Origin of the sequence: Pseudomonas sp. REST10 (genome assembly GCF_029542605.1) — a bacterium.
Lineage (GTDB): Bacteria > Pseudomonadota > Gammaproteobacteria > Pseudomonadales > Pseudomonadaceae > Aquipseudomonas > Aquipseudomonas khazarica.
Genome location: NZ_CP035677.1, coordinates 2892472 through 2906206, shown reverse-complemented (window position 1 = coordinate 2906206; position 13735 = coordinate 2892472). Strand labels below are relative to the sequence as shown.

Below are 13735 nucleotides of genomic sequence, written 5' to 3'. Positions count from 1 at the left end.
CGCCATGGATCTCCCTGCAATGCTGAAAGTCCTGTCCACGCAGGACGGTTCCGACCTCTATCTCTCCACCGGCGCGCCGCCCTGTGCCAAGTTCAATGGCGTGCTCAAGGCGCTCAGCCAGGAGCCGCTGAAGGCGGGGGACGTGGCCGCCATCGCGGATTCGGTCATGGATAGCGCGCAGCGCGAGGAGTTCGAGCGCGAACTGGAAATGAACCTGGCGATCTCGCTGGCCGGGGTCGGTCGTTTCCGCATCAACATCTTCAAGCAGCGCAACGAGGTGTCCATCGTCGCGCGCAACATCAAGATGGAGATTCCACGCTTCGAAGACCTCAAGCTGCCCGAGGTCCTGCTCAGCACGGTGATGGAGAAGCGCGGCCTGGTGTTGTTCGTTGGCGGCACCGGTTCGGGCAAGTCGACCTCGCTGGCGGCGCTGATCGATTACCGCAACCGCAACAGCGGTGGCCATATCATCACCATCGAAGACCCGGTGGAGTACGTGCACCGGCACAAGAAGTCGATCATCAATCAGCGCGAGGTGGGCGTGGATACGCGCAGCTTCCATGCAGCGCTGAAGAACACCCTGCGCCAGGCGCCGGACGTGATCCTGATCGGCGAGATCCGCGACCGCGAGACCATGGAGCACGCACTGGCCTTCGCCGACACCGGGCACCTGGCGATTTCCACCCTGCATGCCAACAACGCCAACCAGGCGCTGGACCGCATCATCAACTTCTTCCCTGAGGAGCGTCGCCCGCAGTTGCTCAATGACCTGGGCAACAACCTCAAGGCTTTTGTTTCCCAGCGCCTGGTCAAGACCATTGACGGCAAGCGCCGCGCGGCGGTGGAGGTGATGCTGGGGACGCCGACGGTGCGTGACCTGATCAAGCGCAACGAATTCTCCGAGCTCAAGGAGATCATGGAGAAGTCGAAGAACCTCGGCATGCAGACCTTCGACCAGGCGTTGATCGACCTGGTGCACGACGGCGCCATCGACGAGGAGGAGGCGGTGAAGAACGCCGACTCGGCGAACAACGTGCGCCTGAAGCTCAAGCTCTACCGCGACAACCCGGCCAATGCCAAGCCCGCGCCCGTCGCAGCGGCTCCGGTGGCGGCGCCGGCTGCAGCGCCGAAGGCCGCCGAGGCGGGCGACTGGGGGCTGGAACTGAAGCTGGAGGACATCGAGGAAGAGCAGCCGCCGGAGGATCCGGGGCGCCAGGGTATCTAGGGCTTGGGCCAGAGCATTGGGCGGTAGGCCTGGCGTAGCCGCTGGCTGACGCCGTTGTGGTCGAGCTGGGCGATGGCGTCGCGCAGCTGCGTCACCAGCTGGCGGTCGCAGTCGAGCGAGCAGGCCAGGTAGAGGTCGGTGCTTACCAGGGGTGGGCTCATGCGCAGCTCGTGCCGGCGCGCCGCCGATTTGTGCCAGATGTACAGCGCCTCGTCGATGCCGGTGAACCAGGCATCGATGCGCCGCAGTTCGAGCAGGCGGGCCGGGTTCTCGCCAAGCCGGGTCTGCACGATCTGCTGCTCCGCGAAACCCTCGCGGCGCAGCGTCTCCACCTGTGCAGTGCCCAGCCCGACACCGATGCGCTGGTAGCGCCGGCGCGCCTCGGCGAAGCTGGCCACCGGCTCGTCGAGGCTGAAGAAGGCGCGCTCGAGCAGCATGATCGGGGCTATCCAGGTGTAGCGCGCCTCGCGCTGCGGGGTTCGTGACAGCGGGATGATCAGCAGGTCCTTGCCCTTGCTCACGGTGGCCTGCGCCCGCAACCAGGGCTCGGCGATGATTTCGGTCAGGCGACCGCTGCGGGCGGCGGCGGCCAGCACCACGTCACCGACCATGCCGTTGCCGCCTTCATAGTCGTGAAAGGTCAGCGGCGGGGCGTCGGGCAGGTACAGCTTCACCGGCCCTGCTGCCGCTGCACAGACGGCAACGCTCAACGTCAGGACAAACAGCAGGTGTTTGAAATGAGGCACGGTGAACATCCTGTTGTTCAGTGGAGAAACAATAGACGCAAGCGGCTATTACCCTGGGGTCCGTGAGTCTCCGTGACTGGCAGGTGGTGCGGCCGGGCAGGTGCTCGTCGGGAAAATGGCGTCATTATAATGAACAAATATGCCTGAAGGCTAATTGCCATTACTCGGTGCGCTTGCCTGTGTTGCGCGAAGGCTCTGGCACGGGGATTTGCCGGCATTTTCCCGGTTCGGCTGGCGTGTTCGCGCCGTGCTGCTCGTTGCAGACTGATGCGGGATTTCAGTTCTGCAGCTGCGCCAGATCGCGATACAGCTCCAGTGCCTGGGGGTTGGCCAGCGCATCGGTGTTCTTCACCGGCCGCCCATGAACGACATTGCGCACGGCCAGTTCGACGATCTTGCCGCTGATGGTGCGGGGAATGTCAGCGACCTGAACGATTCGCGCCGGTACGTGGCGTGGTGTGGTGTTGGCGCGGATCACCTGGCGAATCTCGTCGCGCAGGGCGTCGTCCAGGGTCGCGCCATCGCGCAGGCGCACGAACAGCACGACGCGCACATCGCCATCCCACTCCTGGCCGATGGCGATGGACTCCAGCACGCTCGGTACCTTTTCCACCTGGCGGTAGATTTCCGCGGTGCCGATGCGCACCCCGCCGGGGTTGAGCACGGCATCGGAGCGACCGTGGATGATCAGGCCGCCGTGCGCGGTCTCCTCGGCGTAGTCGCCGTGCGCCCAGACGCCGGGGAAGGTGGTGAAGTAGGCCGAGCGGAATCTTTCGCCATCGGCATCGTTCCAGAAACCGAGCGGCATCGATGGAAAGTGCCGGGCGCAGACCAGCTCGCCCTTGGCGCCATGCAGCGGTCGGGCGTCCTCGTCCCATACCTGCACGTCCATGCCCAGGCCCTTGCACTGCAGTTCGCCGCGCCATACCGGCAGGGTCGGGTTGCCCAGGGCGAAGCAGGAGACGATGTCGGTGCCACCGGAGATCGAGGACAGGCAGACATCGCGCTTCACATCGCGATAGACGTAGTCGAAGCTCTCGTGCGCCAGCGGCGAGCCGGTGGACAGCAGGGTCCTGAGTGTCGTCAGGCGATGGCTTTCCCGTGGTTTGACGCCGGCCTTCTCCAGCGCGGCGATGAACTTGGCGCTGCTGCCGAACACGGAGATGCCCTCGGCGTCGATCAGGTCGATCAGGCGGGTGGGCTCGGGGTGCAGCGGCGATCCGTCGTAGAGCACCAGGGTGGCGCCCAGTGCCAGGCCGGATACCAGCCAGTTCCACATCATCCAGCCGCAGGTGGTGTAGTAGAACAGGGTGTCGTCGGCGCCCAGGTCGGTATGCAGGCCCAGTTCCTTGAGGTGTTGCAGCAGCGTGCCACCGACGCCATGGACGATGCACTTGGGCACACCGGTGGTACCGCTGGAGTAGAGGATGTACAGCGGCTGGGAGAAGGCGAGCGGGACGAACTGCGGCGCGCCGCCGGGCTGGTAGAAGTCCTGCCACAGGCTGATCTGCGCGGATGACCTGTAATCCTCGGGGCTGGCCTGCAGGCGCGTGTACGGCACGATCAGCAGCTGCTCCAGGCTGGGCAGTCGCTCCAGGATCTCGCCCAGCTTGGTGGTCAGGTCCAGATCCTTGCCGGCATAACGGTAGCCGGCAGCGGCGATCAGCACCTTGGGTTCGATCTGGCCGAAGCGGTCGATCACGCCCTGGGTGCCGAAGTCGGGTGAGCAGCTTGACCAAATGGCGCCCAGGCTGGCACTGGCCAGCATGCCCACCACCGTTTGCCAGGTATTGGGCATGAACGCCGCCACCCGGTCGCCTACGCCGACGCCGGCATCGCGCAGGCTGCGTTGCAGGCCGGCGACATGGGCGGCCAGTTGCGCGTAGCTGAGCTGCTCGCGGCGACCGTCTTCGCTCACGGCCACCAGCGCCGGGTGGCCGTCGCGGCGGCGCAGCAGGTGTTCGGCGAAGTTCAGGGTGGCGCCGGGAAACCACTGCGCATCCGGCATGGCCGGGCCTTCGCGCAACACGCACTCGGCGCGGGCGTGCCAGCGCACGTCGAAGACATCGGCGATGGCCTGCCAGAACGCCTCGCGCTGCGCGACGCTCCAGGCGTGCAGGGCGGGGTAGTCGGCCAACTGCAGGGCGTGGCGGTGGTTGACGAAGTGGCGCAGGGCTTCCATGCGGCTGGCCGCGACACGTTCGGCGCAGGGTCTCCACAGAGGTTGCGGCATGATGAGTCCTCGTGGTCGTCGTGCTCAGCCTTCAGCTTAGCTCGACCGCCGGGCCTCATCGTCTCCCGGCGCTAGTGACTCAGGCGCGCGCGTGCCACGCGTGAACCGTTGGCCTTGCCCAGTACCTGGCAGATGCGCTGGCCAGCGGCGATCAAGCCGTCCATGTCCACGCCGGTGTCGATGCCCAGGCCCTGCAGCAGGTAGAGCACATCCTCGCTGGCGACGTTGCCGGTGGCGCCCTTGGCGTAGGGGCAGCCGCCGAGCCCGGCGACCGAGCTGTCGAACACGCTGATGCCTTCGAGCAGGCTGGCGTAGATGTTGGCCAGGGCCTGGCCGTAGGTGTCATGGAAGTGCCCGGCCAGCCGCTCACGCGGAACGTCGCGGCTGACTACGTCGAGCAGCACGCGGGTCTTGCCGGCGGTGCCGGTGCCGATGGTATCGCCCAGCGAAACCTCGTAGCAGCCCATGGCATGAAGCTCGCGGGCCACTGCGGCAACCTGCAGCGGGGCGACGTCGCCGTCGTAGGGGCAGCCCAGCACGCAGGAGACGTAGCCACGCACGCGCACCTTGGCGGCCTTGGCCGCCTCCAGCAGCGGCACGAAGCGCTGCAGGCTGTCGGCGATGGAGCAGTTGATGTTCTTCTGCGAGAAGGCTTCGCTGGCTGCGGCGAACACCGCCACTTCCTCCACCTTCGCCTCCAGCGCGGCCTCGAAGCCCTTGAGGTTGGGGGTGAGCGCCGCATAGGTGATGCCTGGCCGGCGCTGGATGCCGCTGAACACCTCGGCGGAGCCGGCCATCTGTGGCACCCATTTGGGCGAGACGAAGCTGCCGACTTCGATGTAGCGCAGGCCGGCGGCGCTCAGGTCATCGACCAGGCGCACCTTGTCGGCGACGCTGATCGGCTGTTTCTCGTTCTGCAGGCCGTCGCGCGGGCCTACTTCGACCAGGCGCACGGAGTGGGGCAGGTTCATCGGGTTTCCTCGTCGATATCCGGTTGTAACGCATGGGGTGGACATCGCTTTTCATGTCCTCCTCGATACGGGTGGGTGCCCTTGTGGTGGATCGATACAGCGTGATCCACCCTACGGTTCGAGCTCAATCAGTGCGTAGGGCGGACATCGCCTTTCATGTCTGCCCCGATGCGGGTGGGGACCCTGATGGTGGATCGATGCAGCGTGATCCACCCTACGGTTCGCGTTCAATCCGTGCGTAGGGTGGACATCGCCTTTCATGTCCACCGCGATGCGGGTGGGTGCCCTGATGGTGGATCGGTGCAGCGTGATCCACCCTACGAGTCGAGTTCCACCAGCACTGTGCCTTCGCTGACCATTTCCCCTTCGCAGCAATACAGCGCCTTGACCGTGCCAGCTTCGGGCGCGCGGATGCTGTGTTCCATCTTCATCGCCTCCAGCACCACCAGGGTGGTGCCGGCCTCGACCGCCTGGCCGGCCTCGACCAGCACACGGACGATGCTGCCGTTCATGGGCGCGCCCAGGCCGCCGTGCTGGGCATGGCTGGCCTCGGCCGCCGCGATGGGGTCGAAGCGGGTGATGGCGTGCAACTCGCCGTGCCATTGCAGGTAGAGGGTATCGCCACGGCGCATGCAGCGCAGGCGCTGGCGCGTGCCTTCGATATCCGTCTGCAGGGTGTCGTCATCGAAATGCGCCTGGTTGCCGGCGCGCACCTTGCGGTTTGTGCCCTGGCAGCTCAGGTGCAGGTCGACTTCTGCCGCCCCGGCGCTGCGCCAGCCACTGCGGGTGGCCCAGGGCGAGTGGCTGTCGTCGGCACGCTGCAGGGCCGCCTCGGTCTGCACCCAGGCGTCGGCGGCGAGCCGCCAGAAGCGCGCCGGCAGTTCGCCGGGGCTGGGCAGCAGCTGCTGCTGGTGGCGGGGGATGAAGCCGGTATCCAGTTCGCAGGCGGCGAACGCCGGATGGGACAGGATGCGGCGCAGGAATGCGAGGTTGGTCCTGACGCCGCCGACCAGGGTTTCGTCGAGCATGGCCAGCAGGCGCAGGCGTGCCTGTTCGCGGTCCTCGCCCCAGGCGATCAGCTTGCCCAGCATGGGATCGTAGAAGGGCGAAACGCTGTCGCCCTCGGCCACGCCGCTGTCGAAGCGGCGACCGTCGCCGGCCGCGCCTTCGCGGTAGAGCGCCAGGGTGCCGGTGGCCGGCAGGAAGTCATGCTCCGGGTCTTCGGCATACAAGCGCACCTCGATGGCGTGGCCGTTCAGCGGCACCTGTTGCTGGCTGATCGGCAGCGGCTCGCCACGGGCGACACGAATCTGCCAGGCCACCAGGTCGAGGCCGGTGATGGCCTCGGTGACCGGGTGCTCGACCTGCAGGCGCGTGTTCATTTCCATGAAGAAGAAGTCGCCGCGCTCGTCGAGCAGGAATTCCACCGTACCCGCACCGACATAGCCGATGGCCTGTGCGGCCTTGACCGCTGCCTCGCCCATGGCACGGCGCAATTCGGTGCTCAGGCCGGGGGCGGGGGCTTCCTCGACCACCTTCTGATGGCGCCGCTGGATCGAGCAGTCGCGTTCGTTGAGATACAGGCAGTTGCCATGTCGGTCGGCGAAGACCTGGATCTCCACATGGCGGGGTTTGAGCACGTACTTCTCCACCAGCATGCGCGAATCGCCGAAGGCCGACTGCGCCTCGCGCTGGGCGGATGCCAGGGTTTCGCCCAGTTGCGCCTCCGACTCGGCGACCTTCATGCCCTTGCCGCCGCCGCCGGCAGCTGCCTTGAGCAGCACCGGGTAGCCGATGCGTGCGGCGGCCTCGCGGAAGGTCTCGAGGTCCTGCTTGTCGCCATGGTAGCCGGGCACCAGCGGCACGCCGGCCGCTTCCATCAGCGACTTGGCGGCGGACTTGCTGCCCATCGCCTCAATGGCCGAGGCGGGCGGGCCGAGAAAGACCAGCCCGGCCTGCTCGATGGCCTGGGCAAAACCGGCGTTCTCCGAGAGGAAGCCATAGCCGGGATGGATGGCCTGGGCACCGCTGGCCTTGGCGGCGGCGATGATCCGGTCGATCAGCAGGTAGCTGTCGGCGGGCTTGGCGCCGCCGAGATCGACCGCCATGTCGGCTTCCCGGACATGCCGTGCCTCGGCGTCGATGGCGCTGTGCACGGCCACGGTGTGGATGCCCATGGCCTTGGCCGTGCGCATCACCCGGCAGGCGATCTCGCCCCGGTTGGCGACCAGCAGGGTATCGATATGGGTGGGCTTCATGCTTGCGGCTCCTGCCAGGCTGGCGTGCGTTTTTCCAGGAAGGCTCGGAGTCCTTCCTGGCCCTCGGGGCTGATGCGGATCCGGGCGATGGCATTCTCGGTGTAGCGACGCAGGGCCGGGGTCAGCTCACCGCTGGCCACTTCGCGCAGCAGGTCCTTGCTGGCGCGCATGGCCTGCGGGCTGTTCAGCAGCAGGTTGGCGACCCAGGCATCGACCTGCGACTCCAGTTCATCAGCGGGGTAGCACTCGGCGAGCAGGCCCAGTTCGCGGGCGCGCTTGCCGTCGAAGCGCTCGGCAGTCAGGGCATAGCGCCTGGCCGCGCGTTCGCCGATGGCCTGCACCACGAACGGGCTGATCACCGCCGGGGCCAGGCCGATGCGCACTTCGGAGAGGGAGAACAGCGCGTCCTCGCTACCGATGGCCAGGTCGCAGCAACTGGCCAGGCCCACCGCGCCGCCGAACGCCGCCCCTTGCACCACGGCGAGGGTGGGAATCTTCAGTGCGGCGAGGTTGTACATCAGCTCTGCCAGCTCGCGCGCGTCATTCAGGTTGGCGTTGTAGTCGAGCCCGGCCGCTTGCTGCATCCAGGCCAGGTCGGCGCCGGCCGAGAAGTGCTTGCCGCGGCCACGCAGGAGGAGGAAGCGCAGGCTCTTGTCTTCGCCCACGGCATCGAGGGCGAGGATCAGCTCGCGAACCATCTCGGCGTTGAAGGCGTTGTTCTTTTCCGCCCGGTTCAGCCACAGGGTGGCGAAGCCGCGTGTATCGGTTTCAAGCTGTACGGTGGTGAAGTCGGTCATATCTCGTCGCTCTCAGATCTGCGGTGTAGGAGCCGGCTTGCCGGCGATGCTGCTGATCGCCCGCAAGCGGGCTCCTACCGGCTGCTTTACATGCGGAACACGCCGAAACGGGTCGGCTCGATCGGCGCATTGAGGCTGGCGGACAGCGCCAGGGCGAGCACGTCGCGGGTCTGTGCCGGGTCGATCACGCCGTCGTCCCACAGCCGGGCACTGGAGTAGAAGGCGTGCGCCTGGTGCTCGTACTGCTCGACGATGGGCTGCTTCAGGCGCTGTTCCTCGTCATCGCCGAAAGGCTGCCCGGCGCGTTGCGCCTGTTCGCGCTTGACCTGCACCAGCACGCCTGCGGCCTGTTGCGCGCCCATCACGCCGATGCGCGCGTTGGGCCACATCCACAGGAAGCGTGGGTCGTAGGCGCGGCCGCACATGCCGTAGTTGCCGGCGCCGAAGCTGCCGCCGATGATCACGGTGAACTTCGGCACCTGGGCACAGGCCACGGCGGTGACCAGCTTGGCGCCATGCTTGGCGATGCCGCCTTCCTCGTACTTCTTGCCCACCATGAAGCCGGTGATGTTCTGCAGGAACAGCAGCGGGATACCGCGCTGGCAGGCCAGCTCGACGAAGTGCGCGCCTTTCTGCGCCGATTCGGCGAAGAGAATGCCGTTGTTCGCCAGGATCGCCACCGGGTAACCGTTGATGCGGGCGAAACCGCACACCAGCGTGGTACCGAACAGCGCCTTGAACTCATCCAGCTGCGAGTCGTCGACGATACGGGCGATGACTTCGCGCACGTCGAACGGCTGCTTGGCATCGGCTGGAATCACCCCGTACAGCTCCTCGGCCGCATGGCGAGGGGCGATGGGCGCACGGTTGTCCAGCTGGCCGAGCTTGCGCCAGTTCAGGTTGGCGATGCTGCGCCGGGCCAGGGCCAGGGCATGTTCGTCGTCCTCGGCATAGTGGTCGGCAACGCCGCTGGTCTTGCAGTGCACGTCGGCGCCGCCCAGTTCCTCGGCGCTGACCACCTCGCCGGTGGCGGCCTTCACCAGTGGCGGGCCGGCGAGGAAGATGGTGGCCTGCTCGCGGACCATGATGGTCTCGTCGCTCATCGCCGGCACATAGGCGCCGCCAGCGGTGCAGGAGCCCATCACCACGGCGATCTGCGGGATGCCCAGGGCGCTCATGTTGGCCTGGTTGAAGAAGATGCGGCCGAAGTGTTCGCGATCCGGGAATACCTCGTCCTGGCGCGGCAGGTTGGCGCCGCCGGAGTCCACCAGGTAGATGCACGGCAGGCGGTTCTCGCGGGCGATGGCCTGGGCGCGCAGGTGCTTCTTCACCGTCAGCGGGTAGTAGGAGCCGCCTTTCACCGTGGCGTCGTTGGCCACGATCATGCATTCCACGCCCTCTACACGGCCGATGCCGGCGATCACCCCGGCTGCCGGCACGTCCTCGCCGTAGACGTCATGGGCGGCGAGCTGGCCGATCTCGAGGAAGGGCGAGCCGGCATCGAGCAGGCGGTTGATGCGTTCGCGCGGCAGCAGCTTGCCGCGCGCGGTATGGCGCTCCTGCGCCTTGGTTCCGCCGCCCTGCTGAACACGGGCGAGCAGGGCGCGCAGGTCGTCCACCTGGGCGAGCATGGCGGCCTGGTTGGCGGCGAACTCGGGCGAACGGGTGTTGATCTGGGTGTGCAGGATGGCCATGGGCGCACTCCGAATTGCAGGTTTTAGCTCCCCTCTCCCGTTCACGGGAGAGGGGCTGGGGGAGAGGGTGGTGCTAGCACCTCCGGCCCTCTCCCTAACCCTCTCCCACAAGTGGGAGAGGGGACTGTCCGCGTTGTTTGAGGGTTATTTTGTTTCGTTGAACAGCTCGCGGCCGATCAGCATGCGGCGGATTTCGCTGGTGCCGGCGCCGATCTCGTAGAGCTTGGCGTCACGCAGCAGGCGGCCGGCCGGGTACTCGTTGGTGTAGCCGTTGCCGCCGAGCAGCTGGATGGTGTCCAGCGCCATCCTGGTGGCCATCTCGGCGGTGTAGAGGATCACCGCGGCGGCGTCCTTGCGTGATTCCTCGCCACGGTCACAGGCGCGGGCGACGTTGTACAGGTAGGACTTGGAGGCGTTCATGCCGGCGTACATGTCGGCCAGCTTGCCCTGCACCAGCTGGAATTCGCCGATCGACTGCTTGAACTGCTGGCGCTCGTGCACGTAGGGCAGCACCACGTCCATGCAGGCGCTCATGATCCCGGTCGGCCCGCCGGAGAGCACGGTACGTTCGTAGTCCAGGCCGCTCATCAGCACGCGCACGCCACCGCCCTCGGCACCGAGCACGTTCTCCTCCGGCACTTCGCAGTCCTCGAACAGCAGCTCGCAGGTGTTGGAACCGCGCATGCCCAGCTTGTCGAGTTTCTGGTGACGGGAGAAGCCCTTGAAGTCGCGCTCGACGATGAACGCGGTCATGCCGCGCGAGCCGGCGTTGACGTCGGTCTTGGCGTAGATCACGTAAGTGTGGGCATCCGGACCGTTGGTGATCCACATCTTGTTGCCGTTGAGCACGTAGCGGTCGCCGCGCTTCTCGGCGCGCAGTTTCATCGACACCACGTCGGAGCCGGCATTGGGCTCGCTCATGGCCAGGGCGCCGACATGTTCGCCGGAGCACAGGCCAGGCAAGTACTTGAGCTTCTGCTCGTGGCTGCCGTTCTTGTGGATCTGGTTGACGCACAGGTTGGAGTGCGCGCCGTAGGACAGGCCGACGGAGGCCGATGCGCGGCTGATCTCTTCCATCGCCACGACGTGGGCCAGGTAACCCATGTTGGTGCCGCCGTACTGCTCGTCGACGGTCATGCCGAGCAGGCCCATGTCGCCGAACTTGCGCCACATGTCCATGGGGAACTCGTTGTCGCGGTCGATCTGTGCGGCGCGCGGGGCCAGCTCCACCTGGGCGAAGTGGTGCACGGCATCGCGCAGCATGTCGATGGTCTCGCCGAGGCCGAAATTCAGGGTTGGGTAGCTCATGGTTCCACCTGTGTCTTGTATTTGTTGAAAGGGGATCAGCTGTTCGTCTCGGCGAGTGCCGCCAGACAGCGTTCCTCCGCGGTATCCAGTTCGAGCTGCATCTGCTGGATGTCGAGCAGCTGCTGCTCGAGCTGGGCGCGGCGGGCGGCGATCTTGTTCATGAAGGTTTCCAGCTGCTTGCGGTTGCCGCCGCTGGGGTCGTAGAGGTCGATCAGTTCCTTGCACTCGGCCAGCGAGAAACCGATGCGCTTGCCCCGCAGGATCAGCTTCAGGGCGACCAGGTCCTTGGGCGAGTAGATGCGCTCCTGGCCACGCCGCTCGGGACTGAGCATGCCTTGCTCTTCATAAAAGCGGATGGCGCGGGTGGTGACGTCCAGCTCGCGGGCCAGATCGGAGATCGAAAAAGTCGTGGGCATGGGGTTTTCTCGTTTACCTTTACGTTAACGTAAGCTTGTGCGAATCTTCCTGTCAACACCCCCGAGGGGCCCGAGAGTGGCATCACTTGTGCTTGCCAGGGCAGGCACCCTTTACGGGCTCGAGTCCTGGGTGTAGACCTTTACCGGTGCACGAGGCTGCCGAGTTGGAGCGAGATATGGCGCAGAGCTTCCAGACAGACCCACTCAAGGATTCACGACAGGCTCGCCTGCGCCTGGTCGCCGACGGCCAGCTTCCGCCAGGCGTACTGCGCGAAGAGATCGACGCGTCGTGGCGGCGCAGCCTGGGCCATGGGCTCGATTGCCTGGAGGGCGAGCGCAGCGATTTCTTCCACGACCTGCGCTTGCTGCTCGACGACAATCGCATGCTCATCGATGCCGCGACTCCGGAGATGGAGTACCTGGTGACGCAGCAGGGGCGCGGTGGCCTGGTGATACTGGGTGATGCCCAGGCCAATGTCCTGGCCATCGAAGGCCCTGACGACTACCTCAAGCAACCGGGGCTGCGTGACCTGCGTCCCGGCAGTTGCTGGAGCGAAACCCTGTGTGGCACCAACGCCATCGGCACGGCCGTCGTCGAGGGCCGGCCGACGCTGATCAACTGCGGCGAGCATTACCTCGATCGCCTGAGCCCTTTCTCCTGCACCTCGGTGCCGTTGCGTGACCCCCAGGGACGGATCGTCGGCGTTCTTGACGTGACCCGCGAAGGCATCATGGCGCAACCCCAGGACAGCCTGACCATGCTGATGCTGGCGGCTGGCAACATCGAAAGCCGGCTGTTCGGCCTGTGCTATCCGGACCATCTGGTACTGGCCTTCCACAGCCGCCCGCAATACCTCGGCAGCGCCTGGCATGGACTGTTGGCACTGAGCCTGGATGGCGAGGTCCTCGCTGCCAACGAGCGGGCGTGCGAGTTGCTCCAGCTGTCGCGTGAGACGCTCACCGGGCGTCGCGCCAGCGAGCTGATCGGCGAGCGCTCGCCGCAGTTCATCGCGCGCCTGCTCCAGGGTGGCATCAGCAGCGTGCAGACCGCCAAGGGCGAGTTCTTCTTTCGCACGTTGCAGGTTCCCCGACCTGCCAGCCCGGGTACGGGAGTACCGCCGCGTACCCGCCCGGGTGCCGTTGCCCGAGCGCTGGAAGACCTGGCCGGGCAGGACACCCGTTACGCACGAGCCTTGCGCATGGCGCGCCAGGGCCTGGCCAGCGACTTGCCCGTGCTGTTGCTGGGCGAGACCGGTACCGGCAAGGAGGTGGTGGCCCGTGCCCTGCACCAGTCGGGGCGGCGGGCGGACAAACCCTTCGTCGCGGTGAACTGCGCCGCGATCCCCGAGGGGCTGATCGAATCCGAACTGTTCGGTTACCGCGAGGGCGCCTTCACCGGCTCGCGCCGTGGCGGCATGGTCGGGCGCCTGATGCAGGCCCAGGGCGGCACGCTGTTTCTCGATGAGATCGGTGACATGCCGCTGGCCTTGCAGGCGCGTCTGCTGCGCGTCCTGCAGGAACGCAAGGTCGCGCCGCTGGGCGCAGCCGAAGAACAGGACATCGACGTGGCGCTGATCTGCGCGACCCACCATGACCTCAAACGCCTGGTGCTGGAAAAACACTTCCGCGAAGACCTCTACTACCGTATCAACGGTGTCAGCCTGCGCCTGCCGGCCCTGCGCGAGCGAAGCGACCTGGAACAGATGGTGGCGAGCGTGCTGCACAGGCATGGAGCCGCTCATGTGACCCTGGACAGGCCGCTGGCCGAGCTGCTCGGCAGCTACGACTGGCCGGGCAACATCCGCCAGCTGGAAATGGTCCTGCGCGCGGCGCTGGCGATGCGCGAGGAGGGCGAAACGGTCATCGGCCTGGATCACCTCACGGACAGCCTGCTTGATGAACTGACCGGCAGTTGCCGGCAGAGTGGCAGCATCCGCGAGAACGAGATGGAGCTGATCCGCACCAGCCTGGAGCGCCACCAGGGCAATGTCTCCGCCGCGGCCGATGCCCTGGGCATCAGCCGGGCGACCCTGTATCGCAAGCTCAAGCAGATGGGCAAATGATGGCTCACCCCCTTGCTGCGGGTG

At 66.4% G+C, this 13735-nt stretch carries 10 protein-coding genes; 2 read left to right on the top strand and 8 right to left on the bottom strand.

What is annotated here, in order from left to right:
- The first annotated feature begins 4 nt into the window (after positions 1 to 4).
- Positions 5 to 1225, top strand: a complete 1221-nt coding sequence (locus EWH21_RS13715) for a PilT/PilU family type 4a pilus ATPase (RefSeq protein ID WP_175253973.1) — start codon at positions 5 to 7, stop codon at positions 1223 to 1225.
- On the opposite strand, the gene EWH21_RS13710 is transcribed toward EWH21_RS13715, so the two are convergent.
- From EWH21_RS13710 to EWH21_RS13675, 8 genes are all read right to left on the bottom strand, one after another.
- Entirely contained in the window at positions 1222 to 1980 is a 759-nt protein-coding gene (locus tag EWH21_RS13710; RefSeq protein WP_277698575.1) for an ABC transporter substrate-binding protein, read from the bottom strand. The genes EWH21_RS13715 and EWH21_RS13710 overlap by 4 nt on opposite strands.
- A 268-nt stretch (positions 1981 to 2248) precedes the next feature.
- The gene (locus tag EWH21_RS13705) at positions 2249 to 4204 is read right to left on the bottom strand and encodes an acetoacetate--CoA ligase (RefSeq protein WP_277698574.1); all 1956 of its coding nucleotides are present in this window, start codon (positions 4202 to 4204) and stop codon (positions 2249 to 2251) included.
- Positions 4205 to 4275: 71 nt separating this feature from the next.
- Positions 4276 to 5175, bottom strand: coding sequence for a hydroxymethylglutaryl-CoA lyase (locus tag EWH21_RS13700; protein ID WP_277698573.1), 900 nt, complete (start codon positions 5173 to 5175; stop codon positions 4276 to 4278).
- 317 nt (positions 5176 to 5492) lie between these two features.
- The gene (locus tag EWH21_RS13695; protein ID WP_277698572.1) at positions 5493 to 7433 is read right to left on the bottom strand and encodes an acetyl/propionyl/methylcrotonyl-CoA carboxylase subunit alpha; all 1941 of its coding nucleotides are present in this window, start codon (positions 7431 to 7433) and stop codon (positions 5493 to 5495) included.
- The gene (locus EWH21_RS13690; protein ID WP_277698571.1) at positions 7430 to 8230 is read right to left on the bottom strand and encodes a gamma-carboxygeranoyl-CoA hydratase; all 801 of its coding nucleotides are present in this window, start codon (positions 8228 to 8230) and stop codon (positions 7430 to 7432) included. Before EWH21_RS13690 ends, EWH21_RS13695 begins: the two co-directional genes overlap by 4 nt.
- Positions 8231 to 8316: 86 nt before the next feature.
- Positions 8317 to 9924, bottom strand: a complete 1608-nt coding sequence (locus EWH21_RS13685) for a carboxyl transferase domain-containing protein (protein WP_277698570.1) — start codon at positions 9922 to 9924, stop codon at positions 8317 to 8319.
- A gap of 144 nt (positions 9925 to 10068) precedes the next feature.
- Positions 10069 to 11232, bottom strand: coding sequence for an isovaleryl-CoA dehydrogenase (locus tag EWH21_RS13680; RefSeq protein WP_037047830.1), 1164 nt, complete (start codon positions 11230 to 11232; stop codon positions 10069 to 10071).
- 35 nt (positions 11233 to 11267) lie between these two features.
- The gene (locus EWH21_RS13675) at positions 11268 to 11648 is read right to left on the bottom strand and encodes a MerR family DNA-binding transcriptional regulator (RefSeq protein ID WP_037047828.1); all 381 of its coding nucleotides are present in this window, start codon (positions 11646 to 11648) and stop codon (positions 11268 to 11270) included.
- Between the two features lie 176 nt (positions 11649 to 11824).
- Between EWH21_RS13675 and EWH21_RS13670 the strand changes: the two genes are divergently transcribed.
- Entirely contained in the window at positions 11825 to 13711 is a 1887-nt protein-coding gene (locus EWH21_RS13670) for a sigma-54-dependent Fis family transcriptional regulator (RefSeq protein ID WP_152488823.1), read from the top strand.
- The last annotated feature ends 24 nt before the right edge of the window (positions 13712 to 13735 follow it).

Bases quoted from the DNA above. Each gene is read 5' to 3' on its own strand.
- EWH21_RS13715 (WP_175253973.1), top strand. From the start codon at position 5: ATGGATCTCCCTGCAATGCTGAAAGTCCTGTCCACGCAGGACGGTTCC.
- EWH21_RS13710 (WP_277698575.1), bottom strand. From the start codon at position 1,980: ATGTTCACCGTGCCTCATTTCAAACACCTGCTGTTTGTCCTGACGTTG.
- EWH21_RS13705 (WP_277698574.1), bottom strand. From the start codon at position 4,204: ATGCCGCAACCTCTGTGGAGACCCTGCGCCGAACGTGTCGCGGCCAGC.
- EWH21_RS13700 (WP_277698573.1), bottom strand. From the start codon at position 5,175: ATGAACCTGCCCCACTCCGTGCGCCTGGTCGAAGTAGGCCCGCGCGAC.
- EWH21_RS13695 (WP_277698572.1), bottom strand. From the start codon at position 7,433: ATGAAGCCCACCCATATCGATACCCTGCTGGTCGCCAACCGGGGCGAG.
- EWH21_RS13690 (WP_277698571.1), bottom strand. From the start codon at position 8,230: ATGACCGACTTCACCACCGTACAGCTTGAAACCGATACACGCGGCTTC.
- EWH21_RS13685 (WP_277698570.1), bottom strand. From the start codon at position 9,924: ATGGCCATCCTGCACACCCAGATCAACACCCGTTCGCCCGAGTTCGCC.
- EWH21_RS13680 (WP_037047830.1), bottom strand. From the start codon at position 11,232: ATGAGCTACCCAACCCTGAATTTCGGCCTCGGCGAGACCATCGACATG.
- EWH21_RS13675 (WP_037047828.1), bottom strand. From the start codon at position 11,648: ATGCCCACGACTTTTTCGATCTCCGATCTGGCCCGCGAGCTGGACGTC.
- EWH21_RS13670 (WP_152488823.1), top strand. From the start codon at position 11,825: ATGGCGCAGAGCTTCCAGACAGACCCACTCAAGGATTCACGACAGGCT.